24 protein-coding genes are annotated in these 24125 nt (G+C 57.1%); 6 read left to right on the top strand and 18 right to left on the bottom strand.

The annotated features are described in order from the left end of the window. Positions 1-112 precede the first annotated feature (112 nt). Positions 113-1261: an acyl-CoA dehydrogenase family protein gene (locus tag BM395_RS09980; protein WP_090511266.1), complete on the top strand. Its 1149-nt coding sequence runs from the start codon at positions 113-115 to the stop codon at positions 1259-1261. Between the two features lie 88 nt (positions 1262-1349). On the opposite strand, the gene BM395_RS09985 is transcribed toward BM395_RS09980, so the two are convergent. The 12 genes from BM395_RS09985 to ccoN all read right to left on the bottom strand — a co-directional run bounded on the left by BM395_RS09985 (position 1350) and on the right by ccoN (position 13150). Further along, positions 1350-1898 (bottom strand): adenine phosphoribosyltransferase, encoded by a 549-nt coding sequence (locus BM395_RS09985; protein WP_090511269.1) that lies wholly within the window; start codon positions 1896-1898, stop codon positions 1350-1352. 66 nt (positions 1899-1964) lie between these two features. Continuing rightward, complete coding sequence (gene fnr, locus BM395_RS09990) at positions 1965-2699, bottom strand: fumarate/nitrate reduction transcriptional regulator Fnr (RefSeq protein ID WP_069899844.1); 735 nt, start codon at positions 2697-2699, stop codon at positions 1965-1967. A gap of 195 nt (positions 2700-2894) precedes the next feature. After that, a complete protein-coding gene (hemN, locus tag BM395_RS09995) occupies positions 2895-4277 on the bottom strand; it encodes an oxygen-independent coproporphyrinogen III oxidase (protein ID WP_069899843.1) in 1383 nt (460 codons plus the stop codon). Between the two features lie 118 nt (positions 4278-4395). After that, positions 4396-5079: a sulfite exporter TauE/SafE family protein gene (locus BM395_RS10000; RefSeq protein WP_090511271.1), complete on the bottom strand. Its 684-nt coding sequence runs from the start codon at positions 5077-5079 to the stop codon at positions 4396-4398. Then, positions 5072-5299, bottom strand: coding sequence for a cbb3-type cytochrome oxidase assembly protein CcoS (gene ccoS / locus BM395_RS10005; RefSeq protein WP_090511276.1), 228 nt, complete (start codon positions 5297-5299; stop codon positions 5072-5074). Before ccoS ends, BM395_RS10000 begins: the two co-directional genes overlap by 8 nt. Before the next feature lie 28 nt (positions 5300-5327). Continuing rightward, positions 5328-7727, bottom strand: a complete 2400-nt coding sequence (locus tag BM395_RS10010) for a heavy metal translocating P-type ATPase (protein WP_090511278.1) — start codon at positions 7725-7727, stop codon at positions 5328-5330. Between the two features lie 103 nt (positions 7728-7830). Beyond that, complete coding sequence (locus tag BM395_RS10015; RefSeq protein WP_069899839.1) at positions 7831-8337, bottom strand: FixH family protein; 507 nt, start codon at positions 8335-8337, stop codon at positions 7831-7833. 19 nt (positions 8338-8356) lie between these two features. Next, complete coding sequence (gene ccoG, locus BM395_RS10020; RefSeq protein WP_090511768.1) at positions 8357-9769, bottom strand: cytochrome c oxidase accessory protein CcoG; 1413 nt, start codon at positions 9767-9769, stop codon at positions 8357-8359. 140 nt (positions 9770-9909) lie between these two features. After that, positions 9910-10908, bottom strand: coding sequence for a cytochrome-c oxidase, cbb3-type subunit III (gene ccoP, locus BM395_RS10025; protein ID WP_090511281.1), 999 nt, complete (start codon positions 10906-10908; stop codon positions 9910-9912). Further along, positions 10905-11093: a CcoQ/FixQ family Cbb3-type cytochrome c oxidase assembly chaperone gene (locus BM395_RS10030; protein WP_069899837.1), complete on the bottom strand. Its 189-nt coding sequence runs from the start codon at positions 11091-11093 to the stop codon at positions 10905-10907. Before BM395_RS10030 ends, ccoP begins: the two co-directional genes overlap by 4 nt. Before the next feature lie 6 nt (positions 11094-11099). Then, positions 11100-11708: a cytochrome-c oxidase, cbb3-type subunit II gene (gene ccoO, locus BM395_RS10035; protein WP_069899836.1), complete on the bottom strand. Its 609-nt coding sequence runs from the start codon at positions 11706-11708 to the stop codon at positions 11100-11102. Continuing rightward, positions 11708-13150: a cytochrome-c oxidase, cbb3-type subunit I gene (gene ccoN / locus BM395_RS10040; RefSeq protein ID WP_069899835.1), complete on the bottom strand. Its 1443-nt coding sequence runs from the start codon at positions 13148-13150 to the stop codon at positions 11708-11710. The genes ccoO and ccoN overlap by 1 nt, the downstream gene beginning before the upstream one ends. Before the next feature lie 521 nt (positions 13151-13671). Between ccoN and BM395_RS10045 the strand changes: the two genes are divergently transcribed. Then, positions 13672-14379, top strand: a complete 708-nt coding sequence (locus BM395_RS10045; protein WP_244528968.1) for an alpha/beta family hydrolase — start codon at positions 13672-13674, stop codon at positions 14377-14379. A 37-nt stretch (positions 14380-14416) separates the two neighbouring features. On the opposite strand, the gene BM395_RS10050 is transcribed toward BM395_RS10045, so the two are convergent. From BM395_RS10050 to BM395_RS10070, 5 genes are all read right to left on the bottom strand, one after another. Continuing rightward, entirely contained in the window at positions 14417-14683 is a 267-nt protein-coding gene (locus tag BM395_RS10050) for a DUF4404 family protein (RefSeq protein ID WP_069899833.1), read from the bottom strand. 136 nt (positions 14684-14819) lie between these two features. After that, a complete protein-coding gene (locus tag BM395_RS10055) occupies positions 14820-15383 on the bottom strand; it encodes a phosphonate degradation HD-domain oxygenase (protein WP_090511283.1) in 564 nt (187 codons plus the stop codon). Next, the gene (gene pcrP, locus BM395_RS10060; RefSeq protein WP_425287602.1) at positions 15380-16063 is read right to left on the bottom strand and encodes an HAD superfamily inactivated hydrolase PcrP; all 684 of its coding nucleotides are present in this window, start codon (positions 16061-16063) and stop codon (positions 15380-15382) included. Before pcrP ends, BM395_RS10055 begins: the two co-directional genes overlap by 4 nt. 128 nt (positions 16064-16191) lie before the next feature. Further along, positions 16192-16602 carry a PA2817 family protein gene (locus BM395_RS10065; protein ID WP_069899830.1) on the bottom strand — a complete coding sequence of 137 codons (411 nt, stop codon included), beginning with the start codon at positions 16600-16602 and terminating at the stop codon, positions 16192-16194. A 107-nt stretch (positions 16603-16709) separates the two neighbouring features. Next, positions 16710-19157, bottom strand: coding sequence for an acyl-CoA dehydrogenase (locus tag BM395_RS10070; protein WP_090511289.1), 2448 nt, complete (start codon positions 19155-19157; stop codon positions 16710-16712). A 155-nt stretch (positions 19158-19312) separates the two neighbouring features. Between BM395_RS10070 and BM395_RS10075 the strand changes: the two genes are divergently transcribed. The 3 genes from BM395_RS10075 to BM395_RS10085 all read left to right on the top strand — a co-directional run bounded on the left by BM395_RS10075 (position 19313) and on the right by BM395_RS10085 (position 21937). Beyond that, positions 19313-19981: a transglutaminase-like domain-containing protein gene (locus BM395_RS10075; protein WP_090511291.1), complete on the top strand. Its 669-nt coding sequence runs from the start codon at positions 19313-19315 to the stop codon at positions 19979-19981. Between the two features lie 232 nt (positions 19982-20213). Further along, positions 20214-21146, top strand: a complete 933-nt coding sequence (locus BM395_RS10080) for an ABC transporter ATP-binding protein (RefSeq protein WP_090511294.1) — start codon at positions 20214-20216, stop codon at positions 21144-21146. A gap of 11 nt (positions 21147-21157) precedes the next feature. Then, on the top strand, positions 21158-21937 hold the full coding sequence (locus tag BM395_RS10085; protein ID WP_069899883.1) for an ABC transporter permease: 780 nt from the start codon (positions 21158-21160) through the stop codon (positions 21935-21937). A 74-nt stretch (positions 21938-22011) separates the two neighbouring features. Here BM395_RS10085 and BM395_RS10090 read toward each other — a convergent pair whose 3' ends face one another. Beyond that, positions 22012-23016: an NADP-dependent oxidoreductase gene (locus BM395_RS10090; RefSeq protein WP_090511297.1), complete on the bottom strand. Its 1005-nt coding sequence runs from the start codon at positions 23014-23016 to the stop codon at positions 22012-22014. A gap of 264 nt (positions 23017-23280) precedes the next feature. Here BM395_RS10090 and BM395_RS10095 point away from each other — a divergent pair, with 264 nt between their 5' ends. Then, positions 23281-24042, top strand: coding sequence for an SDR family oxidoreductase (locus BM395_RS10095; protein WP_090511300.1), 762 nt, complete (start codon positions 23281-23283; stop codon positions 24040-24042). Positions 24043-24125: the final 83 nt, after the last annotated feature.

The following is a 24125-nucleotide window of genomic DNA, read 5'->3' on the forward strand; positions in this document are numbered from 1 at the left end:
GCGTTCAGTCAGGCTGTGTCTGTAAAAAACAGCGGGGCATCTGGCCGTTTTATCATCTTGCTAACCAAGCAAGCGCTAGGTATGGTCTGGAAAACCTCAGCGAGCAGCCGCCATGTCAGCCTTGCAAGATTATTTCGATGACTCCCACACCCTCGTGCGCGACTCGGTACGCCGCTTTGTTGAGCGTGAAATCCTGCCGCACGTAGACGATTGGGAGGAGGCCGGTGGCTTCCCCCGTGAGCTTTATCGCAAGGCGGGTGCAGCAGGGATTTTGGGTATTGGTTACCCCGAGCGCTTCGGCGGCAGCCACGAAGGCGATATTTTTGCCAAGGTGGCCGCCAGTGAGGAGCTGATGCGTTCAGGTTCGGGTGGGCTGGTTGCGGGCCTGGGATCTCTGGATATCGGCTTGCCGCCCGTACTCAAGTGGGCCAAGCCGGCCATTCGTGATCAGGTGGTGCCGCAGGTGCTGGCGGGTGAGAAAATCATGGCGCTGGCGGTGACCGAACCCTCTGGCGGCTCTGATGTGGCAAACCTGAAAACCCGCGCCGTGCGTGACGGTGAGTTTTATCGGGTCAGCGGCAGCAAGACCTTCATTACCAGTGGTGTGCGCGCCGACTATTACACTGTCGCGGTGCGCACCGGGGGTGAGGGATTTTCAGGTGTCAGCCTGTTATTGATCGAGAAGGGCACGCCAGGTTTCACCGTGGGCCGCCAGTTGAAAAAGATGGGGTGGTGGGCGTCTGATACGGCAGAGCTGTTCTTCGATGATTGCAGGGTGCCGGTCGACAACCTGATCGGAGCCGAGAACATGGGCTTTGCCGGTATCATGGCGAATTTTCAGAGCGAGCGCCTTTCACTGGCGATCATGGCCAACATGACCGCGCAACTGGCGTTTGAAGAGTCGATGGCGTGGGCGCGCGAGCGGCAAGCGTTTGGTAAGCCGATCGGCAAGTTTCAGGTGCTCAAGCATCGGCTGGCAGAGATGGCCACTCAGCTTGAGGTGTCACGCGAGTTCACTTACCGGCAAGCGGCGAAAATGGCGGCGGGGCAAAGCGTGGTCAAGGAGATCTCGATGGCGAAGAACTTTGCCACTGATATTGCCGACAAGATTACTTATGACGCCGTGCAGATTCTCGGCGGCATGGGTTACATGCGCGAGAGCCTGGTCGAACGTTTGTACCGTGACAATCGGATTCTCTCGATTGGCGGCGGCTCACGCGAGATCATGAACGAGATCATCAGCAAGCAGATGGGGCTCTAGCGCAGACGCGTCTGCACAGATCACTGACGCATTAAAAAACCGGCACAAGGCCGGTTTTTTATGAGCAGCAAACGCATAAGTCGAGCAATCAGCGCTCATCCAGGGCGAAGGCTGTCAGGGCGAATGTCGGCACGCCGCTGTCCTGCAGTTTTTGCGAACCGCCAAGCTCTGGCAGGTCGATAATGGCTGCGGCTTCAATAACGCTGGCGCCCAGTCGCTTGACCAGTTGCACGGCTGCGAGCAGCGTGCCGCCAGTGGCGATCAGGTCATCGACGATCAGCACTTTGTCGCCTTGTTTCAGGCTGTCTGCGTGAATTTCCAGGAACGCTTCGCCGTATTCGGTCTGGTAGCCTTCGGTGACAACGTCGGCCGGCAGTTTGCCTTGCTTGCGGAACAACACCAGTGGTTTGTTCAGCTCATAGGCGATGATCGATCCGATCAGAAAGCCACGTGCATCCATTACCCCGATGTGACTGAAGTCGGCGTCGATGTAGCGTTGGATAAAGCTGTCGATGACCATGCGCAGTGCGCGCGGTGCTTGGAACAGTGGCGTAATGTCACGGAAAACCACGCCCGGCTTGGGGAAATCTATAACCGGGCGGATCAGCGTTTTAACGCTGAATTCGTCGAAAATCATTGCAAGGATCCTGCATGTAAGCGTTTAGGGGTAAAGCTGCGCCGCCATGACCGGCGGCGCGGGGGATCAGTTGTTGATTTGGCCACCGGCCAAGGCGCACAACTCGATAGGGTCGATAATGTTGATTTCCTTGCCTTCCGCTTCAATCAGGTTGTTGTGTTGAAAGCGGGTAAATACTCGCGAAACTGTTTCAACCGCCAAACCCAGGAAGTTACCGATGTCGTTGCGCGACATAGCCAGTCGAAATTGATTCGCCGAGAAGCCACGTGCACTGAATCTCGAAGACAAGTTGACCAGAAAGGTGGCGATGCGCTCGTCTGCAGTCTTCTTCGACAGGAGCATCAGCATTTGCTTATCGTCACGAATCTCGCGGCTCATGATGCGCATCAACTGACGACGTAACTGTGGCAGTTGCAGGGCCAGATCATCGAGGCGCTCGAACGGTATCTCGCAAATCGAAGTGGTTTCCAGCGCTTGCGCAGAGGACATGTAGGTTGACGTATCCATGCCCGACAAGCCAACCAGCTCGCTCGGTAAGTGGAAGCCAGTAATCTGCTCTTCTCCGCTGTCGCTCACGCTGAACGATTTAAGCGCCCCGGAACGCACGGCGTATACTGATTGAAAGGCATCGCCCTGACGATATAAAAACTCGCCACGCTTGAGCGGACGCCCGCGCTTGACGATGTTGTCGAGCGCGTCCATATCTTCAAAGTCGAGTGACAAAGGCAAACAAAGTGCAGCCAGGCTGCAATCCTTGCAGTGCACCTGATGAGGTGTGCGTAGCTTGAGGCTATCAGACATCGAGTCGGTTCCCGGGAATACACGCAGATAACGTAAGGTTACATCACGCGTGCAATCTCGGCCAGCGGGATTACTGCAGCCCGCGCGCAGAACGGGTTACAGCAACTGGCGGACTCGGTCGGTTTAGCCCGTATCCATGGGCATACACCCTGTGAAACTTTAAATGCCCGGTACTCGGTAAAGTGTTGCTGCGCGTCAGATGACGCGCGAATAACGTTGCGTGTTGGTCGAATGCAGGTAGTGGTCAAAGACCATGCACACCGAGCGCACCAATAGTCGCCCAGCCGGCAAGACTTCGATGGCTTTATCGTCAAAGCGGATCAGGCCGTCTTCATGCATGTCGTGCAGTGCTGGCAGGCAATCGCTGAAGTAGTCGAGTACGTTGATGCCGAAGCGTTGCTCGATGTCGGCAAATTGCAGCTCGAAGTGACAAATGATCTGTTGGATAACCGCCTGGCGAATATGATCATCGTCGCTGCTGGTGAGCCCGCGTTTGGTCGCGAGCTGGCCCAGAGCGAGACTTTGCTGATACTCGTTGAGGTCGCTGTTGTTCTGGCTGTAAAGCGTGCCGATCTGGCTGATGGCTGAAACGCCGAGGCCGATCAGGTCGCAATGGCCGTGCGTGGTATAGCCCTGAAAGTTGCGGTGCAGGCTGCCATCTTCCTGCGCGATCGCCAGCTCATCATCCGGCAGGGCGAAATGGTCCATGCCGATGTAGCGGTAGCCGGCGGCTAGCAGCTGTTCGATGCTGCCCTGCAACATGGCCAGCTTGGTGGCGGGCGAGGGCAGATCCTGAGTGTTGATGCGCCGTTGCGGTTTGAACCGTTCCGGCAGGTGCGCGTAGTTGAACAGCGACAGGCGATCCGGCTGCAAGGCAATCACCGCGGCCACGCTTTCGGCAAATCGCTCGGGGGTTTGCAGCGGCAGGCCGTAAATCAGGTCGATATTGACTGAGCGAAACTGCAGGGTGTGCGCTGCGTCGATGATTGCCTCGGTTTCTTCGAGGCTCTGCATCCGGTTGATAGCGCGCTGCACCTGCGGGTCGAGATCCTGTACGCCAAGGCTGACCCGGTTGAAGCCCAGCTCGCGAAGCAAGCCCATGGTCGCCCAGTCTGCCTCACGTGGGTCGATCTCGATGCTGTAGTCGCCGCTGTCATCATCGAGCAGGTTGAAGTATTTGCCGATCATTGCCATCAGCTCGCGCAGTTGGCTGTGGCTGAGAAAGGTCGGTGTGCCGCCACCGAAATGCAGTTGCTCGATCACCTGATCTGGATGCAAATGCCGGCTGATGATCGCCATTTCCTGTTCAAGGGCCACCAGATAGGCCGCCGCACGGCTGCGGTCTTTGGTGATGACCTTGTTGCAGGCGCAGTAGTAGCAAATGTTGGCGCAGAACGGAATGTGCACATACAGCGACAGTGCGCGGCTATGTTTGGCGCTCTCACGCGCAGCCGCGAGCACGTTAAGCGGGCCTACCGAGTCGTTGAATTGCACGGCTGTCGGGTAGGAGGTGTAACGTGGACCAGCCTGATCGTAGCGCTGGATCAAGGCTGTATCCCACTGGATGCTGTCGAGCATTGGCTGTTCCACGGTCTGTTAAATCAGTAACAGACAGTCTATTGGCGATACGCCAGCATCTCCTTGACACAGATCAGTCTGGACGCTTTGAATGACTCAGCTACAACTTTAGGCTTGCTCAGTGACCCATCAGCCAGTGTTGGTGCGGGCCGGGCAGCGTCCACAGGCCAAACAGCATGACCATGATGCCGGCAGCAATACGCACGCCACGGTTACGCAGAAAGCCGTTGAGCCTCTCGGCAGCGAGCCCTGTCGCCAGCAGCACCGGTATGGTGCCAAGCCCAAAGGCCAGCATCAGTGCCGCGCTGTCGAGCGCATTGCCCTGGCTGGCGGCCCACAGCAGGGTGCTGTAGACCAGACCGCACGGCAGCCAGCCCCAGAGTGCACCCAGAATGACGGCGCGAGGCAGGCTGGTGACCGGCATAAAGCGTTTGGTGAGGGGCTGGATGTAGCGCCACAGCCCGCGTCCCAGCGCTTCAATGCGCGTCAGGCCGCTCCAGATCCCGGCCAGATACAAGCCCATGGCAATCAACAGGCAGGCGGCAATCACCCGCAAAATCATGGCGCCAGGGCTGTTGGCGACGGCAAAACCGGCAAGGCCAATGATCAGGCCCGCGCAGGTATAACTGAAAATGCGCCCGGCGTTGTAGGCGATGAGCAACTGCAAGCGCTTGCCGCGCTGCTCGGGTGGTATTGCCAGGGTCAGGGCGCCCATCAGGCCGCCACACATGCCAAGGCAGTGTCCGCCGCCCAACAGGCCAAGAATCAACGCCGACGCCAGCAGTGGAGCCAGCTCAAGCATCGCGCTTGCCCTCATCATCGGCATCTGGCGCGTCGTCGCTGGAGTGTTGCGCCTCGTCGATGCCGGCTTTGTGCATCGGGTCTTCGTCGTCGAACAGGATGCTGTGGGCAGGGCCGTCGAGGTCATCGTACTGGCCGCTGTCTACCGCCCAGAAAAACACCCAGATGGCCAGTGCAACAAGGGCCAGCGCCACGGGGATTAGGATATACAGTGCAGGCATGCTGATTCCTGATTAAGTCGGTTTAGCCTCATGCGCGGGTGAGGCGCAGGGCATTGAGTACGACCAGCAGCGAGCTCAGGGACATGCCCAGCGCTGCCCATAATGGGGTGATCAGGCCAAGTGCCGCAAACGGCAGAATCGAGCTGTTGTAGAGACCGGCCCAGACCAGGTTCTCGATAATGATACGCCGGGTGCGGCGAGCCAGCTTGAATGCTTGCACCAGGCTGCTCAAACGATTGGACAGGAGCACGGCGTCTGCACTGGTTTTGGCCAGATCGGTTGCGCTGCCCATCGCCACGCTGATGTCTGCACCCGCCAGCACTGGCACGTCATTCACTCCATCACCGAGCATCAGCACGCGCTTGCCCTGATCATGCAGCTGTTGCAGTTGCGCGAGTTTATCCGCCGGCGACATGCCGCCCTGATAGGTGTCGATTTTAAGGGTTTGGGCAATTTCGCCAACCATCGGCGAGGTATCACCCGAGAGCAACATGACCTGCCAGCCGCGCTGTTGGCAAGCGGCAACCAGCTCCGGCGCATCTTCGCGCAGTCGGTCGTTGAGGACAAACCAGGCCAGCGGACCTTGCTCATCGCCCAAAAGCAGCCATTGGCCGTTAGTACCGGGGATTGCCGGGCAGGGTTGCTGGCTTAGCTGACAGACATAGGCGGCTTGCCCGATGCGCAGCAGGCGGCCATTGACCCGACCCTGCAGGCCATGACCCGGTGTGCTCTCGACTTCCTCGGCAGCAATCGTGGCGCGGCCAAAAGCTTTTGCGATCGGGTGCTCGGAGCGGTTCTCCAGCGCGGCGGCAAGCATCAGGCATTCGTCGCTGCTCAGGTCTGCCAGCGGGCGGATCTCACTGAGAGTCAGCTTGCCTTCGGTGAGGGTGCCAGTCTTGTCAAAAATGACCGTGTCTATCTGGTTCAGGCCTTCGAGAACATGCCCGCGGGTTAACAGTAGGCCCAGGCCATGCAACGTGCCGGTGGCGGCTGTAAGCGCTGTCGGCGTTGCCAGCGCCAGTGCGCAGGGACAGGTGGCGACCAGCAGCGCGAGAACGACCCAGAAGGCGCGAGACGGGTCGATTTCCAGCCAGATGATGCCGACCACCGCGGCTGCAATCAGTACGAAAAGCAGAAACCATTGCGAGACTTTATCGGCAAGCTCGGCCAGGCGTGGCTTGTCGGTTTGCGCGCGTTCCAGCAGTCGCACAATGGCCGAGAGGCGGGTGGCATCGCCCAGCGCTTCAACCTCAACGGTGAGCGGGCCTTCGACGTTCAATGTGCCGGCGGTGACGCTGTCGCCCACCGCGCGTGCTTGCGGCAGATACTCGCCGGTGAGGACAGACTCGTCGACGCTGGACTGACCGCTGACGATGCGCCCGTCTGCAGGTAATAACGCGCCAGGCGGCACTTGCACGCGATCACCGCACTTGAGTTCCTTGAGCAGGATGCGCACGGTCTGGCCATCGGGCTCCAGGCGCAAACATGAGGCTGGCAGCAGGTTCACCAACTGCGCCGTTGCCGCAGCGGTGCGTTCCCGGGCACGGCGCTCAAGGTAACGCCCGGCAAGCAGGAACAGCGCGAACATGCCCACGGCATCGAAGTAGAGTTCGCCAGTGCCGGTGACGGTCGACCAGATGCCCGCGATGTAAGCACCGCCAATCGCCAGTGACACCGAGATGTCCATGCTCAGGTGACGGGTGCGGATATCACGCAGCGCGCCACGGAAGAACTGACCGCAGCAGTAGAAAACAATGGGCGTGGTCATAAACAAACTGACCCAGCGCAGAATCTTGTCCAGCTCAGGCGTCAGGTCAATGTTGAACTCGGGCCATGTCGCCATAGCAGCCATCATGACCTGCATCCACAGCAACCCGGCTACACCGAGTTCGCGCATTGCCCGACGATTTTCCTTGGCCAGTTGCTGCGCGGCGCTGTCGGCTTGCCACGGGTGGCCGGCATAACCAATGCTTCGCAGTTCTTTGAGGATGTCGCTGAGCGGCAATTGGCTATCCGCCCAGCGGACCTGTAAGCGATGGTTCGACAGGTTAAGGCCGGCTGAAGCAACGCCAGGCATGCTGCGCAGGTGCTTTTCGATCAGCCAGCCACAGGCGGCGCAGCTGATGCCTTCGATCAGCAGGCAGGTTTCGCTGAGTTCACCCTGATGCTCAACGAACGGCTGCTGGATTTCTTCGCGGTCGTAGAGCGCCAGTTCATCGGGCAGTAATTGCGGAAGATTATCCGGGTTGGCTGCGGTTTCGGTGCGGTGCTTGTAATAGTGTTCAAGCCCGCCAGCCACGATAGCTTCGGCCACAGCCTGGCAGCCAGGGCAGCACATTTCGCGCTCCTGGCCTAAAACGTTGGCGTGGAAGTGGCCGCCAGTGGGTACCGGCAGACCGCAGTGATAACAGGGGGTAGGGCTAGCCATGGATCAAAGATCTTGTGCCGTGTGCGTGTGGCCTGGGGCGGGAGTGCCGGCAGGCCAGCTTGGCAGAAAGGCGCGGTAGCCGCGCCGCAAAAGTAAGTCGGATTTACTTGGCATCGCCAAGACGAATAACGCTGCCGGATGCGAGCACTTCTTCGTCAAACAAACGCCAGTCCTTGCCACCTTCCTGACCGATCAGCTCAACAAAACGGCGACCCTCTACTGCGTCTTCCATTTGGCCGGTGTAGTGGCCGTCACCAACCTTCTGCATGGTGATGCGCCGGTCACGCTCCGGTTGGGTAGGGGAGATCACGTTGAGTTTGAGCGTTGCAGGGCCACTGAAACCGGAAAGCTGCATGTCTGCAACACCGGTCTCGTTGTTGAAGGTCACCTTGGCATTGATCTTAAGTTGCTTGGCCAGGTTCTCGCGATCCAGCGACTGGTTAATGCCTTTGCCTACTTCGTAGTAGTCATCGGAGATCAGACCTGGTGGGTTGAGCGTGGCAAAAATCAGCATCGAACTGCCTTGGACAACAGACAAGCCAAGCAAGCCAATGATGAACCACGGCCAGAATTGCTTGTACCAAGGCGAGACTACAGGTTGTTCGGTCATTCTATGTTTTGCCTAAATGTTAGCGGATGCTTGGGCCATTGAAACGGCTGTCAGCGTCAGAGTTTATGCTCGGATCATCCATGGATTTGACGTGGAACATGATCTTGTTCGCGCTTGATGGCAGCTTCTCAGGCGGGATGGACAACTCCACCGGCACCGAAAGCACTTCACCCGCAGCGGCTTTGATCTCAGTGTTGCCCTCAAACTCAAGGCCTTCAATGCCGTCGGCACTGATCACCACGGTCATGTCGTGCTGGGCTTTGTTCATGATCTTCAGGGTGTAGACGTTTTCGATGTGGCCATCCTGATTTTCACGGTACATGACCCGATCCTTGATCACGTCGAGACCGACCAGCGAGCGCGAGCTCACGGCCCAGACAAATACACTCATCATGGCGATCAGCGCGATAGCATACCCAATCAGGCGTGGGCGAATAAGGTGTGTTTTGTGTCCGGTCAGGTTGTGTTCAGTGGTGTAACTGATCAGACCTTTGGGGTAATCCATCTTCTCCATGATGCTGTCACACGCGTCAATACAGGCCGCGCAGCCAATACACTCAAGTTGCAGGCCATCACGAATGTCGATGCCGGTCGGACATACCTGTACACACATTTTGCAGTCGATGCAGTCGCCCAGACCCTGGGCTTTGTAATCGGCATCCTTTTTACGCGGTCCGCGAGCTTCACCACGGCGCGGATCGTAAGACACGATCAGGGTGTCGGCGTCGAACATTACGCTCTGGAAGCGTGCGTAGGGGCACATGTAAATGCACACCTGCTCGCGCAGCCAGCCCGCGTTGCCGTAAGTCGCGAGGGTCAGGAAACCAACCCAGAACAATGCCCAGCCGCTGGCACTCAGGGTGAAGAGGTCCGGGATAAGCTCGCGGATCGGGCTGAAGTAGCCAACAAAGGTGATGGCGGTAGCCAGTGAAACGCCAATCCAGATGCCGTGCTTGGCAAGCTTGCGCATGAACTTGTTGGCGCTCATGGGCGCTTTGTCGAGCTTCATGCGTTGGTTGCGATCACCTTCAGTGACTTTTTCGCCCCACATGAATACCCAGGTAAATACGCTCTGGGGGCAGGTGTACCCGCACCAGACGCGACCGGCAAACACCGTAATAAAAAATAAACCGAAGGCGCAGATGATCAGCAGCGCTGATAGCAGGACGAAGTCCTGAGGCCAGAAGGTTGAGCCAAAAATATAAAATTTGCGTTCTGGCAGGTTCCACCAGACAGCTTGGCGGCCGTCGTAATTGAGCCAGACGGTGCCGAAATAGAGAAGAAAGAGAAGGGCGCCACCCATTCTGCGCAGATTGCGGAAAACGCCAGAGAAGGCACGGGTGTAGATTTTTTCAGAACTTGCGTAAAGGTCAGTTGACTGGCCTTTGGGGATGTTCGGGGTAACGTTTTTTACCGGTATCTGTTGGCTCATCAGTTTGTACCACAGCGGTTGGATTGGGTGCTTTGGCTGATACGTGCCAGCCAAAGTCATTTCTCTATACCGCTATGTTACGCCTGAGGTTGCAAATCAGGGTGCGACTGTGAGTCGCGCCCTGATTGGCGGAGAGCTAGTTACTCCGCAGTCTTGTGCGACAGGCTGTACACGTAAGCGGCCAGCAGGTGGACTTTATCGTTGCCCAGGAAGGCTTCCTGAGCTGGCATACGGCCATGACGGCCATAACGAATAGTCTGCTGTAGCTGAGCGTAGCTGGTGCCGTAGATAAATGCTGCAGGGTTGGTCAGGTTCGGTGCACCCATTGCATGGGTACCCTTGCCGTCAGCCCCGTGGCAAGCGAAGCAGGTGGTGCTGAAAACTTTCTGGCCTGCAGCAATATCCGCTTCAGTGCCTTCCGGCAGCTTGCGACCCGCCAGTTCGGTGAGGACGTAAGCAGCTACGTTCTTGACGCCGTCTTCGCCGATGATCGGACCGTGAGCTGGCATAGCGCCTTCACGACCGGCAAGAATGGTCTTCTTGATTTCAGTTTCCGGATCACCGCCCCAGCGCCATTCGTTGTCCGTCAGGTTAGGGAAGCCATAAGCGCCCTTGGCATCAGAACCGTGGCAAACCGAGCAGTTCGAAGCAAACAGGCGGCCGCCCATTTTCAATGCTTGCTCGTCCTTGGCCACTTCCACGATTGGCATAGCAGCGTACTTGGCGTAGATCGGGCCATATTTGGCGTCGGCCTTGGCCATTTCCTTTTCCCACTCGTGAACGCCAGTCCAGCCACCATTACGCTCTTTGCCATTGGCAATGTCGACGTTGGTTGCAAAAGGCGTTTTGGCCTCGTTGTCCAGGTAGTCATAACCTGGCAGCAGGCCTTTCCAGTTACCCAGACCCGGGTAAAGGACGAGGTAGCCGAGTGCGAAAATGATGGTGCCTACGAACAACATGAACCACCACTTTGGCAGCGGGTTGTCATATTCCTCGATGCCGTCGAAGGAGTGGCCAACAGTTTCGTTGGTCACTTCATCGTTAGGCTGGCTTTTACGGGTACCAAAAATAAGCCACGTCAGCGCGAAAATCGTGCCGAGTGAAAGAATTGTTACGTACCAACTCCAGAAAGTGGTCATTGGTTATTGCTCCTGGAAGATTGCTCGTCGCGCTCGCTGGTTTTTTTGGGTTCGTCGGCAAAAGGCAGATTGGCAGCGTCGTCAAACTCCGATTTGCGCTTGCTGCTGAATGCCCACAGCAGCAAGCCGATGAAGGCAACGAATACCAGTGCTGTACCTATACCGCGAATAGTCCCGATTTCCATCGTGCGTTACCGTTTGCTCGTGATAGAGGTGCCAAGAACCTGCAGGTACGCAACGATCGCGTCCATTTCGGTTTTGCCTTTAACTGCTTCGCGTGCGCCAGCGATGTCTTCATCGGTGTATGGCACGCCAAAGCCGCGCATAACTTCCATCTTCCTCGCGGTGTCCTTACCGTCCAGTTTCTTCTCAACCAGGAACGGGAATGCCGGCATGATCGACTCAGGCACCACGTTGCGTGGGTTGTACAGGTGAGCACGCTGCCACTCGTCCGAGTAGCGGCCGCCTACGCGGGCCAGATCCGGGCCAGTACGCTTGGAGCCCCACAGGAATGGGTGATCCCAAACGCTTTCACCGGCTACGGAGTAGTGTCCGTAGCGCTCGGTTTCAGCACGGAACGGGCGGATCATCTGCGAGTGGCAGCCGACACAACCGTTGGCGATGTAAACGTCACGGCCTTCCAACTCAAGCGCGGTGTAAGGCTTGAGGCCCTCAACCGGATCGTTGGTCACATCCTGGAAAAACAGCGGGACGATCTGAGTCAGGCCACCGATGCTGACGCAAAGCACCATCAGCAACGCCATCAGGCCAATATTCTTCTCGATGATTTCGTGTTTCATCAGTGAGCTACTCCAACGGGAATCTGTGCAGCTGCATCGTATTCAGAAGCTTTGGCGGCACGTACTGTGCGGTAGGTGTTGTAAGCCATCAGCAGCATGCCGAGGACGAAGAATGCACCACCGAGTGCACGCACAACGTAGCCAGGGTGGCTGGCTTCGAGGGCTTCAACGAACGAGTAGGTCAGCGTGCCGTCTTCGTTCACTGCACGCCACATCAGGCCCTGAGTGATGCCGTTAACCCACATCGAAGCGATGTACAGAACGGTACCGATAGTAGCCAGCCAGAAGTGAGTGTTGATCAGTGTGACGCTGTGCATCTGCTCGCGACCAAACACCTTCGGAATCAGGTGATAGAGCGAACCAATGGAGATCATCGCAACCCAGCCAAGAGCACCGGCGTGTACGTGGCCGATAGTCCAGTCAGTGTAGTGAGACAGGGCGTTGACGGTCTTGATGGCCATCATCGGGCCTTCGAAGGTCGACATGCCGTAGAACGCCAGCGATACCACCAGGAAGCGCAGGATAGGGTCGGTGCGCAGCTTATGCCATGCGCCAGACAGGCTCATCATGCCGTTGATCATGCCGCCCCAGCTTGGAGCCAGCAGAATGATCGACATGGCCATACCGAGCGACTGAGCCCAGTCCGGCAGAGCGGTGTAGTGCAGGTGGTGAGGACCAGCCCAGATGTACAGGGTGATCAGTGCCCAGAAGTGCACGATAGACAGACGATACGAGTAGATCGGACGCTCTGCCTGCTTCGGTACGAAGTAGTACATCATGCCGAGGAAGCCGGTGGTCAGGAAGAAACCTACGGCGTTGTGACCGTACCACCACTGGATCATCGCATCGGTTGCACCGGAGTACATCGAGTACGACTTGAACAGGGTGACTGGCATTTCGGCACTGTTGACGATGTGCAGCATGGCCGTAACCAGAATGAAGCCACCGAAGAACCAGTTACCGACATAAATGTGCTTGGTTTGACGCTTGACGATGGTGCCGAAGAACAGCACTGCGTAACAAACCCAGACTACGCCGAGCAGAATGTCGATCGGCCATTCCAGTTCTGCGTACTCTTTCGAGCTGGTCATACCCAAAGGCAGGGTGATGACGGCCAGGACGATGACAAGCTGCCAGCCCCAGAAAACGAATGATGCCAGAGAGTCAGAAATCAGACGCGCCTGACTGGTGCGCTGCACCACATAGAGTGAGGTTGCCATCAGCGCGCATCCGCCGAAAGCGAAGATCACTGCGTTGGTGTGCAGTGGACGTAAACGACCGAAAGTCGTCCATTCCAAGCCAAAGTTGAGTTCAGGCCACACAAGTTGTGAAGCGATGAAAACGCCTAGGCCCATGCCTATGACCCCCCAAATTACCGTCATGACGGCGAATTGGCGGACCACCTTGTAGTTATAAGCAGTCGGACTGATTGCTGTGCTCATTGCTGGGGTTCCACGGTTAATGGATTTTTTAGGGATAAAAATCGGCGGCAAGTATGTATAAAGCGGATAACCATTGCAACGATACATGCCAACGCGATCAAGCTTTCAAGGGCATTTCAGTGCCTTTCGGGTGCACGCCGAAGGGCCTTTGAACGCAAACATCACCATGCACGAACCGGCACGACGAAGACGGGAATCGCCTTAGAGTGTGGACAGTGGCGACTGCAGACAAGATTAGCTCAACTGGAGCAGGATGAAAGCCGTTTGTCGGCGGGGTGCGACTTTGGGTCGCACACCTCAAGCCTCGCTCTAGTTTGCAGGTCTTCGGGCCTTCAAATGCACAAGAAATCCTATCAGCGCGTCACGTGTGTGCCTGATCTTCAATGGTTGGGTTTGCAGGTTTTTGGGCTGGGTTGGCGTTGGCGCATTGCAACACCTGACGACTCCTTTCGCTGTTATTGTTTGGCATGCTCCAGTTTGTCCACTCACAATAGTGCGGACATAACTTTACGAGAGCCAGTATGAGCAGTCGCAAAACTCAAGAACTTGATCAGGATCAACAGGCGCTGCCTCAGCCGGCGGTTTCTTTATTAACTGATAACCCCGTCGGCCCTGCACGCGCCACATTCATTCTGGCGCACGGTGCCGGTGCGCCAATGGACAGCGAATTCATGCAAAGCATGGCGGCGTTGCTGGCTCAGCGTGGTATTCAGGTGGTTCGCTTCGAGTTTGCCTATATGGCTGCGCGGCGCACCGACGGCAAAAAGCGCCCGCCTAATCCGCAAGCGCGACTGCTGGAACAGTGGCGCGATGTCTATCGTCAGGTTCGGGAGCAGGTTTCCGGGCCGCTGTTGATCGGTGGTAAATCAATGGGCGGACGCATGGCCAGTTTGCTGGCAGACGAATTGGGCGCAGATGGTTTGGTTTGTCTGGGTTATCCGTTTTATGCCGCGGGTAAGCAAGACAAGCCACGTACCGCACACCTTGCCGATTTGCGTACCCCAACCCTGATCGTTCAGGGCGAGCGCGACATCATGGGCAACTCTGAGGCTGTTGCGGGTTACTCTTTATCTGATTCGATACGCCTGAATTGGCTGAAAGCGGGCGACCATGATTTGAAACCGTTGAAAAGCTCTGGCTTCAGCCATGCCGATCATATGCTTGGCGCCGCGCAGGCAATCAGTGACCTGGTTGATGAATTGGCGCAGGCACAAAAAACCCAGCCGTAGCTGGGTTTGGGTCAGGCGAGTATGCTTGGCTGGGCGCTTAAATACCCATATTGGCCAAGCTCTGCAGAATGTTGCGCAAGCTTCCGGCGAGGGTCGGGTGGCTCACTTCAAAACGTTCAACCGCGAGGTTGACGCCGTCTACCAAGGTTGCATCGGGAGCAGCTGCAGCGTCTTGCGCCAGTTGCAGCTCGATTTCCTGAGTGAGGATGTACAGCGACGCGCGATCTTCTTCAGTCAGCGCAGGTTTTTGCGCCAGTTGCGCACGCAGGTCTTCCAATTGCTGCCGCAGTTCGTTTGCAGGCATGAGACGCTCCCTTAATAGATACACAAATAGATTGACCCTCGGCAGGCCGCAAAAATCCCTGCCTGATTAAAGATTAATCCATGGATGCGTCTTTTGCCTGTTTTATCGCTATGCGCGCGCCGCTTTTGACTGCCGCTTATGCAGACTGCTCGTGAGCCACTAACAGGTTTTCTATCAGGGGATAGAAATGGCTCAACTGTGGCGTTTGCATGTGTGGATCTTTACCCAGGTCGTCGAGGCGTCTGAGGGTCAAGGCGTCCTTCGCAAACGGTGCGCGTAAGAAAGCGTTGGCGGCGCTCGGGTCAAAGGGGCCGCCCTGTAAGGCCAGGCTGTCCCTTGAGGCTTTGGAAAGATCCGCGTGATAGGCCGGGTCGACGGCGCAAAAATAGCGTTTAGCGGCTACATGCAAACGAATGGGCTGCCATACGCTCTCGGGTAATACATGTCGCAGCAGATTGGCCGCCTGTTCTTCGTGGCGCAGGTCGTGTGCGGCACTTGCTTCGGGTGACTCGTATAAATGCCCGATGTCGTGCAGCAGCGCTGCAACTATCAGGCTTTCACTGCAGCCTGATCGCTGCGCAAGGGTCGCGCATTGCAGTGCGTGCTGGGTCTGGCTGATATCTTCACCGTATTGCGCCAGGCCTTGGTTGGCAAACAGTTGCTCCACCTGGGCGATAAAGTCGGTGCGGCTCAGGGTCATGGTCTTTCACCTTTGCTGTAGCGTTTATAAAGTTCAGCCAGACACGATTGCGCGTCGGTCAGGTCGTCTATCACTGAGTGCACGCCCAGCCGATAGAGCTGCAAGGTTGCGTCGGCGCGCAGTTTTTCACGGGTTTGCGCGTCGAGGCGTTGCCACTCTGCAAGGCTCTTCCCACAGGCTGCGCCACAGGCAGCCAGCCCCACTGTCCAGAAGCCCGCATTTAATGCGGCCTGGAGCATTTGCGGATCACTGCCAATCAGAATGCAGCCCGAGTGTTGTTCAGCCTGCAAGTCGATCAGGGCCTGCCAGCACGCATCCGGCGCCGGCCATGCGCGTTTAGCCAGGCAGCCGTCGAGCCAGTCAGGTAGTTCCTGAGTCAAGGCGCTCGCTGTTTGCGGGGCTATATCATCAATCCAGGCGCAGGTGATGTTTTTGCGTTGCAATGCAAACAGTAGCTCAAGCGCGCCGGGTGTTGGTTGGGCTTGCTCGCTGCTTATCGGCTGAGTTTCAGCCCAATCTGGCTCAAGGCGGGTAGCAGCGGCGCCGTGACTGAAAGGATGAACGGATGCGGGTGTTGCGGTTTTACCGCGCGCGCCAAAATCTACAAGGCATCCGGAGAGTCCCAAAAGAACCGCTGTGAAGTTTGAGGGCGGGGTTGGCATAACGGTCATCCTTGGTATGGTCTAGTCCAACATAGGGGCTAAACATGACCAAACAATGACCGTGAAATGACAGCTTCTGAACAGCTTCTGAACAGCTGATGACTTGCAGCTAACAGGGCGCAGAGGCCCTGTGCGGGCTTGGGTGATTAGTGTTTGCTGCCTTCGTCCGGCATGCTCAGCAATTGACGCTCTTGATTCCAGTCAAACGGCTCGCCGTTCTCCTCGGCTTCAAAGCGACGCTCATCGAGTCGCTGGTAAATTGCGATTTCTTCATCCGGCATAAAGTGCAGGCAGTCGCCGCCGAAGAACCACAGCAGGTCACGCGGGACCAAGTGGGCAATCTGCGGGTAGCGCTGGAAAATCTGACTGATCAAATCCTGGCCCAGATACAGGCTGCCTTCCTGATCTACCGGCAGAGCGGCGACCAGTTCATCAAAGCGCTCCAGAAACAGGGCGTGGCTGGAGTCGAGAATCTGTTCAGCTTCACCCAGGGCAACCAAAATCTTGCGCAGATGATCGAGCAGGGCAAGGTGGTGATCGAGGTTTGTGTTGGCCATGGGTTGGATCCTGAAAACAAAAAACGGGCGCCGGAGTATAAAGCTCGCGGCGCCCGCTGTCGTGCTGTTGATCAAATTAGCCGTTAGTGGCTGCTACCGGTGCAGTATTAACGCACCTTGCTGCGGCTGAGTTTCAGTTCGTCTTTGCTGAAGTCATCGACATCGATCACCACGCGTCGGGCGTTCTCAGCTTGTTGCAACTGCTCGGCTTGCTCCTCGGTGAAAACCCCGGCCGAAACAGCTGCTGCAATCAGGTTCTGCCCGGGGACTTCTTCGACTTCGCCCGCTTTCAGCGCTTTGTGCAGTTGCTTGTGCAACGGCTTGGCCGCTTCCAGTTGGTCGAGTGCAAATTGCAGGGCGCCGACTGCATCCTTGTTGTCCTGTGGGCGGAAGCAACCCTCTAGCACTTCCTCTAGCGCCGGATCACCTTTGTTGCGACCCAGAATCTCGGCAATCTCAGCGTCCAGTGCATCGCTTGGGCCTTTGTGCTGGCGACCCAGTGGGAACACGATGATCCGCAGTGCGCAGCCCAGCCACTTGTTCGGGAAGTTGCTGAGTATGCCGTCGAGTGCTTCTTCGGCTTTGCTCAGGCTCTCTTCCAGTGCCCAGGTTACGAATACGCGGGAATGCTCCGGATAATCCAGATCGTGGTAACGCTTGAGTGATGCCGATGCCAGATACAGATGGCTGAGTACATCGCCAAGACGTGCTGACAAACGCTCGCGGCGTTTCAGCTCACCACCCAGCAGCATCATGCTCATGTCTGCGAGCATGGCGAATGCGGCCGACAGACGATCCAGTGAGCGGAAATACCTGGCGCTGAGGCCATCGCCCGGCTGGGTTTTCAGGGCGTCAAGCTTGAGGCCCAACACCAGCGTGCTGGCAAAGTTGCCGACTGCAAACCCAATGTGCTGCATGAGCAATTCATCGAACTCGACCAAGGCCTGGTCTTGATCCGGTTCATTGGCCAGCTGCATTTCCTTGAGTACAAACGGATGGCAGCGAATGGCGCCCTGACCGAAGATCATCAGGTTGCGCGAGAGAATGTTAGCCCCTTCAACCGTGATGAAAATCGGCGCACCTTGCCATGAACGGCCCAGATAATTATTCGGCCCCATGATGATGCCTTTACCGCCGTGCACATCCATTGCGTGGCTGATGCATTCGCGGCCGCGCTCAGTCAGGTGATACTTGAGGATGGCCGAGAGAACGGACGGCTTCTCGCCAAGATCCACTGCGTTGGCGGTCAGGATACGGGCGCTGTCCATCATCCAGGCGTTGCCGCCAATGCGCGCCAGAGCTTCCTGAATACCTTCAAATGCGCTGATCGGCACATTGAACTGCTCGCGAATCTCGGAGTACTGGCCCGTCACCATGCTGGTGAACTTGGCCGCACCAGTGCCGACAGCAGGCAGCGAGATCGAACGCCCGACAGACAGGCAGTTCATCAACATCATCCAGCCTTTACCCAGATACTCCGGGCCACCAATCAGGTATTCGAGCGGCAGGAAAACATCCTTGCCCGAGTTCGGCCCGTTCATGAAGGCGGCGCCCAATGGCAGGTGACGGCGACCAATTTCCACGCCCGGCGTTTCGGTCGGAATCAGCGCAAGGCTGATGCCCAGGTCTTCCTTGTCGCCAAGCAAGTGATCCGGGTCGAGTGCCTTGAACGCGAGGCCAAGCAGGGTCGCGACCGGCCCGAGAGTGATGTAGCGCTTCTCCCAGGTCAGGCGCATGCCGATGACTTCTTTACCTTCCCATTCACCCTTGCAGATGATGCCGACATCCGGCATCGCGCCCGCATCGGAGCCGGCGAGGGGGCCAGTAAGACCGAAGCAGGGAATATCTTCACCGCTGGCCAGACGTGGCAGGTAATGGTTGCGCTGCTCTTCAGTGCCGTAATGCAGCAACAGTTCGCCGGGGCCGAGTGAGTTTGGCACCATAACAGTGGAGGCGAGGTCACCGCTGCGGGTCGCAAGCTTCATTGCCACTTGCGAGTGTGCGTAGGCCGAGAAGCCCTTGCCGCCATATTCTTTAGGAATGATCAGGGCGAAGAAGCCGTGCTGCTTGATGTGTTGCCAGGCTTTTTCCGGCAGGTCCATCTGCTGGCCGATCTCCCAGTCAGTGACCATGGCGCACAACTCTTCAGTCGGGCCATCAAGAAACGCTTGTTCCTCTTCAGTCAGCTTGGCCTTCGGGTAAGACAGCAGTGTGTCCCAGTCCGGACGACCGCTGAATAGTTGGCCATCCCACCACACCGTGCCGGCTTCGATAGCCTCGCGCTCGGTGGCGGACATGGGTGGGAGAACTTTCTTGAACCATTTGAACAGCGGCTTGGTCAGCCACTGGCGGCGTTGTTCGGGCAACGCCAAGGGCAGGGCAACCACCAGCCAGAGCACCCAGAACACTGCCATCAGCAAAGTAGGTGCGTGGCTCCATGTCGCCATGGCCAATAGATAGGCCGCGACAATTGCCAGAGCAATTAAGGGTGGGGTGCGCCGGTGGGCGATATAAGCCACACCTACGACTAAAACTATCAACCAGACTACAAGCATTCTGACTCCTCCATGATGGCGCAATGCGTACTGTGCTCTACGAGCTTAGCCCTCATCAGCGCCGGTGTGGCGATAAGCGCGGCGAACTTGGCCGGTTTGCCGTTTTAACGGCGAATATGCCATGGGTAAACTCTATAAAAACCAGAGTGAATGCCATGAACGACTATTTACTGCCCGGCCGATTCATTAATAGTGACCACCCAGCCGTGGTTGAGTTCGCTGAACGAGTACGCGGTGCCACTCGTGACCCTGTGCAGGTGGCGATTAATCTGTACAACGCTGTACGCGATGGTATTCGTTATAACCCCTACGTGCTGAGCCTTGACCCTCAAAGCCTGACTGCCAGCTGCGCGGTAAACCAGCCCGAAAATTACTGTGTGCCCAAGGCGATTTTGCTTGCGGCATGCGCGCGCCACTGCAACATCCCCTCGCGCATTGGCCTGGCTGATGTGCGTAATCATCTGGCGACTGCACGTCTGCTTGAGGCGTTGCGCACCGAGGTGTTTGCCATGCATGGCTACACCGAGTTGTATTTGCATGGCCGCTGGGTCAAGGCCACGCCCACGTTTAACCGCGAGCTGTGCGAGATTTTTGGGGTGGCCGCGCTTGAGTTCGACGGCGTCAATGACAGCGTGTTTCACCCGTTCAACGCTCAGGGCCAGCGCTACATGGAGTACCTGACCGACCACGGCCAATTCGCTGACTTGCCGGTGGATTTGTTCTATGCGCATTTGCGCAAGATCTACCCGCATTTGTTCAACGGCGAGACGTTGAACATGCGCGGAGACTTCGCCCAAGAGGCGAGCCTTGCGGGCGTTCCATGAATCTCGGTGATGGATAACATCAGCTTCAAGGCCTTCACTATTTCGCTGGCAGTGCTAGTCTGGCAACCCTCCAAAGGTTGCTTGATGATTGCACGTGCAGTGCCAATCAGACTCGACTCATGTTCAGCAATCACTGCGTTCAGGTTTGCTTAGCGCTAGACTTGGCTGGTTTTGTTGCTGCGCATTGCATGGCAGCCGATGTTTTCCTTCTTATCAGGCGTGCACATTTTTTATGACTACCGCTCTGTCCATCCGGCAGTTGACCAAAACCTACGGCAATGGATTCCAAGCCCTGCATGGCCTGGATCTGGATGTTGCCGAAGGCGATTTTTTCGCATTGCTCGGCCCCAATGGCGCCGGTAAATCCACCACCATCGGGATTCTCTCGACCCTGGTTAATAAAACCAGCGGCAGCGTGAAAATCTTCGGCAATGACCTGGACATCAATCCCGCGCAACTCAAGCGCAGCATTGGCGTTGTGCCGCAAGAGTTCAACTTTAACCAGTTTGAAAAGGTCTTCGACATTGTCGTGACCCAGGCGGGTTACTACGGCATTCCACCGCGTCTGGCAAAGGAGCGCGCTGAGCAGTACCTCAAGCAGCTGGGCTTGTGGGACAAACGCAACGTGGCTTCTCGTGAACTTTCGGGCGGCATGAAGCGCCGTTTGATGATTGCCCGTGCGCTGGTCCATGAGCCGCGCCTGCTGATTCTCGATGAGCCCACTGCGGGCGTCGACATCGAGTTGCGCCGTTCCATGTGGTCGTTTCTGACCGGGCTTAATGAGCGTGGCATTACCATCATTCTGACCACACATTACCTCGAAGAAGCCGAACAGCTGTGCCGCAACATCGGCATCATCGACCACGGCCGTATCGTCGAAAACACCAGCATGCGTGAACTGCTACAAAAGCTGCATGTCGAGACCTTCCTGCTCGACCTGACCACAACGTTGCAAGCCGCGCCGCAGTTGCAGGGTTATCCGACCCGTCTGATTGATGATCACACCCTCGAAGTTCAGGTTGAGAAAACCCAGGGCATGACCGATCTGTTCCAGCAGCTCTCCGCGCTGAATATCGATGTTTGCAGCCTGCGCAACAAAACCAATCGCCTGGAGGAGCTGTTCGTTTCTCTGGTAGAGAAAAATCTGGTAAAGGCCCCTAAATGAGTGCTCCGCAAATGACCTCGGAACTGGCCGCCAATATGGTGGCGCTGCGCACAATTGTCGTGCGCGAGATACGCCGTTTCACCCGCATCTGGCCGCAGACACTGCTGCCGCCGGCGATCACCATGGTCCTGTATTTTGTGATCTTTGGTAATTTGATCGGCCGTCAGATCGGTGACATGGGCGGCTTCAGCTACATGGAATACATCGTTCCGGGGCTGATCATGATGTCGGTGATTACCAACTCGTACGGCAACGTGGTGTCGAGCTTCTTCGGCAGCAAGTTCCAGCGTTCAATCGAAGAGCTGATGGTGTCGCCGGTGTCGCCGCACATCATTCTTATCGGTTATGTCATCGGCGGCGTTGCGCGTGGTTTGCTGGTCGGCTTGATCGTCACGCTGCTGTCCCTGTTCTTCACTCACCTGCAGGTTCATCATCTGGGCCTGACCGTTCTGGTGGTGTTGATGACGGCGACAATCTTCTCGCTGTGCGGATTCATCAACGCAGTGTTCGCGCGTAATTTCGACGATATTTCGATTATTCCGACCTTCGTGCTGACGCCGCTGACCTATCTCGGCGGGGTGTTTTACTCGATCTCGCTGTTGCCGCCGTTCTGGCAAACGGTGTCGATGGCCAACCCGGTTCTGCACATGGTCAATGCCTTCCGTTACGGCATTCTCGGGGTGTCGGATATCAGCATCGGCGTTGCCATTGGCTTCATGTTGGTGGCGACCATCGTGCTGTACTTCGCCTGCGTGCGCCTGCTGGTTAGCGGTCGCGGTATGCGCCAGTAATCGTCTCGGTGCAACGTAAAAGGCCAGAGCAATTGCTCTGGCCTTTTTTATGCGGCGTCAGTCGGGCTGGATAGTCAGACCTTGAGCACCAGTTTGCCGAAGTTTTCCCCGCTGAACAGTTTCAGCAGCGTCTCGGGGAAAGTCTCCAGACCGCTGACAACATCCTCTTTGGATTTGAGTTTGCCGTCGGCCAGCCAGCCGGCCATTTCAGCGGCGGCTGCCTGATACTGCGAGACGTAATCCATCACCACGAAGCCTTCCATGCGTGCGCGGTTAACCAGCAGTGACAGGTAGTTGGAAGGGCCTTTTACCGCTTCCTTGTTGTTGTACTGGCTGATAGCGCCGCAGATCACGATGCGGGCCTTCGGGGCGATGCGGGTGAGCACGGTATCGAGAATGTCGCCACCGACGTTATCGAAGTAGACATTGATGCCTTTCGGGCACTCGCGCTTCAACGCCTCGTTGAGGTCTTCGTTCTTGTAATCGATGGCGCCGTCAAAGCCCAGTTCGTCAATCAGGAACTTGCTCTTCTCGGCGCCACCGGCAATGCCGATCACACGGCAGCCCTTGATCTTGGCGATCTGCCCGGCAACGCTGCCGACAGCACCGGCTGCGCCAGAAATAACCACGGTGTCACCGGCCTTGGGGGCGCCTACATCCAGCAGGGCGAAGTAGGCGGTCATGCCGGTCATGCCCAGTGCCGAGAGATACAGCGGCAGCGGAGCGCGTTTGGGGTCTACCTTGTAGAAACCGCTCGGCGCGCCAAGGTAATAATCCTGAACACCGAGCGCACCGTTTACAAAGTCGCCCACGGCGTAATCAGGGTGCTTGGAGGCAACCACTTCGCCCACGCCCAGTGCACGCATTACATCACCCAAACCTACTGGTGGGATGTACGACTTGGCGTCGTTCATCCAGCCGCGCATGGCCGGGTCGAGCGACAGATAGGCGTTCTTGACCAGGATCTGACCGTCGGCAGGTTCACCCAGCGGCGTTTCAACAAACTCGAAGGTTTCGCGCGAAGGCAGGCCGACAGGGCGCTGAGCAAGCAGGAATTGGCGATTGATTGAAGCGGACATGGTGAGATCTCTTGTTGTACGGCAGCGGATTTTGCCCACGCAAAAATTGCGCAGAGTGCGATGCATAGGTGATAGCCGTCCTGCGTGCTATCGGCAAGTGTTGGCTGGGCGCAGAATGCTGACTGATACATTTGAGTGATGATTGGATTGGGGTGTTAATCACTCAAGTCGATCAAGCAATAAACGCCTTTCTGATAGTGCTGGGGCGCCGATAACTGATCAGCCTAGACTCGGCGCATAACTATTCAAACAGAGGATACACCCATGGGCTTGAGCTATTCGGGAGAGGTTGCGTTGGTAACAGGCGGGGCAGCCGGTATTGGTCGTGCAACTGCTTTGGCGTTCGCTGAGGCGGGGCTTAAAGTTGTGGTGTCTGATCTCGATAGCGCTGGCGGTGAGGCCACCGTTGGGCTGATTCAGGCCGCCGGCGGTGAAGCGGTGTTTGTACCTTGCGACGTGACCCGTGATGCCGAGGTGCAGGCGCTGATGCAGCAAACCATCGCCGCTTTTGGGCGTCTCGACTATGCCTTCAACAATGCCGGCATCGAAATCGAGCAAGGCAAGCTGGCCGACGGTAACGAGTCCGAGTTCGATGCGATCATGAACGTCAACGTTAAAGGCGTGTGGTTGTGCATGAAGCATCAATTGCCGCTTTTGCTGGCTCAAGGCGCGGGTGCCATCGTCAATACAGCGTCGGTTGCCGGTCTGGGCGCTGCACCGAAGATGAGTATTTACAGTGCTTCCAAGCACGCGGTAATCGGCCTGACCAAGTCGGCGGCTGTCGAGTACGCCAAGAAGAAAATTCGGGTTAATGCTGTATGCCCGGCGGTGATCGATACCGACATGTTCCGCCGCGCCTATGAAGCAGACCCGCGCATGGCGGAGTTTGCCGCTGCCATGCATCCGGTCGGCCGCATTGGCCGGGTTGAGGAAATTGCCGCAGCCGTAATGTACCTGTGCAGCGATGAAGCTGCGTTCACCACCGGGCATGCGCTGGCGGTTGATGGCGGCGCAACGGCGATTTGATCCCGTGAGCAGGGCGCGAGCGGTGCTCTCAGGCTCGCGCGAGCCCCTGCAAATCCGAAGGATTGGTTCGTCAGTTGGGTGGA

It is taken from the genome of Pseudomonas marincola, assembly GCF_900116605.1.
GTDB lineage: Bacteria > Pseudomonadota > Gammaproteobacteria > Pseudomonadales > Pseudomonadaceae > Aquipseudomonas > Aquipseudomonas marincola.

Excerpts from the sequence above, each read along its gene's own strand:
- BM395_RS09980 (WP_090511266.1), top strand. The coding sequence starts at position 113 with ATGTCAGCCTTGCAAGATTATTTCGATGACTCCCACACCCTCGTGCGC.
- BM395_RS09985 (WP_090511269.1), bottom strand. The coding sequence starts at position 1,898 with ATGATTTTCGACGAATTCAGCGTTAAAACGCTGATCCGCCCGGTTATA.
- fnr (WP_069899844.1), bottom strand. The coding sequence starts at position 2,699 with ATGTCTGATAGCCTCAAGCTACGCACACCTCATCAGGTGCACTGCAAG.
- hemN (WP_069899843.1), bottom strand. The coding sequence starts at position 4,277 with ATGCTCGACAGCATCCAGTGGGATACAGCCTTGATCCAGCGCTACGAT.
- BM395_RS10000 (WP_090511271.1), bottom strand. The coding sequence starts at position 5,079 with ATGCTTGAGCTGGCTCCACTGCTGGCGTCGGCGTTGATTCTTGGCCTG.
- ccoS (WP_090511276.1), bottom strand. The coding sequence starts at position 5,299 with ATGCCTGCACTGTATATCCTAATCCCCGTGGCGCTGGCCCTTGTTGCA.
- BM395_RS10010 (WP_090511278.1), bottom strand. The coding sequence starts at position 7,727 with ATGGCTAGCCCTACCCCCTGTTATCACTGCGGTCTGCCGGTACCCACT.
- BM395_RS10015 (WP_069899839.1), bottom strand. The coding sequence starts at position 8,337 with ATGACCGAACAACCTGTAGTCTCGCCTTGGTACAAGCAATTCTGGCCG.
- ccoG (WP_090511768.1), bottom strand. The coding sequence starts at position 9,769 with ATGAGCCAACAGATACCGGTAAAAAACGTTACCCCGAACATCCCCAAA.
- ccoP (WP_090511281.1), bottom strand. The coding sequence starts at position 10,908 with ATGACCACTTTCTGGAGTTGGTACGTAACAATTCTTTCACTCGGCACG.
- BM395_RS10030 (WP_069899837.1), bottom strand. The coding sequence starts at position 11,093 with ATGGAAATCGGGACTATTCGCGGTATAGGTACAGCACTGGTATTCGTT.
- ccoO (WP_069899836.1), bottom strand. The coding sequence starts at position 11,708 with ATGAAACACGAAATCATCGAGAAGAATATTGGCCTGATGGCGTTGCTG.
- ccoN (WP_069899835.1), bottom strand. The coding sequence starts at position 13,150 with ATGAGCACAGCAATCAGTCCGACTGCTTATAACTACAAGGTGGTCCGC.
- BM395_RS10045 (WP_244528968.1), top strand. The coding sequence starts at position 13,672 with ATGAGCAGTCGCAAAACTCAAGAACTTGATCAGGATCAACAGGCGCTG.
- BM395_RS10050 (WP_069899833.1), bottom strand. The coding sequence starts at position 14,683 with ATGCCTGCAAACGAACTGCGGCAGCAATTGGAAGACCTGCGTGCGCAA.
- BM395_RS10055 (WP_090511283.1), bottom strand. The coding sequence starts at position 15,383 with ATGACCCTGAGCCGCACCGACTTTATCGCCCAGGTGGAGCAACTGTTT.
- BM395_RS10065 (WP_069899830.1), bottom strand. The coding sequence starts at position 16,602 with ATGGCCAACACAAACCTCGATCACCACCTTGCCCTGCTCGATCATCTG.
- BM395_RS10070 (WP_090511289.1), bottom strand. The coding sequence starts at position 19,157 with ATGCTTGTAGTCTGGTTGATAGTTTTAGTCGTAGGTGTGGCTTATATC.
- BM395_RS10075 (WP_090511291.1), top strand. The coding sequence starts at position 19,313 with ATGAACGACTATTTACTGCCCGGCCGATTCATTAATAGTGACCACCCA.
- BM395_RS10080 (WP_090511294.1), top strand. The coding sequence starts at position 20,214 with ATGACTACCGCTCTGTCCATCCGGCAGTTGACCAAAACCTACGGCAAT.
- BM395_RS10085 (WP_069899883.1), top strand. The coding sequence starts at position 21,158 with ATGACCTCGGAACTGGCCGCCAATATGGTGGCGCTGCGCACAATTGTC.
- BM395_RS10090 (WP_090511297.1), bottom strand. The coding sequence starts at position 23,016 with ATGTCCGCTTCAATCAATCGCCAATTCCTGCTTGCTCAGCGCCCTGTC.
- BM395_RS10095 (WP_090511300.1), top strand. The coding sequence starts at position 23,281 with ATGGGCTTGAGCTATTCGGGAGAGGTTGCGTTGGTAACAGGCGGGGCA.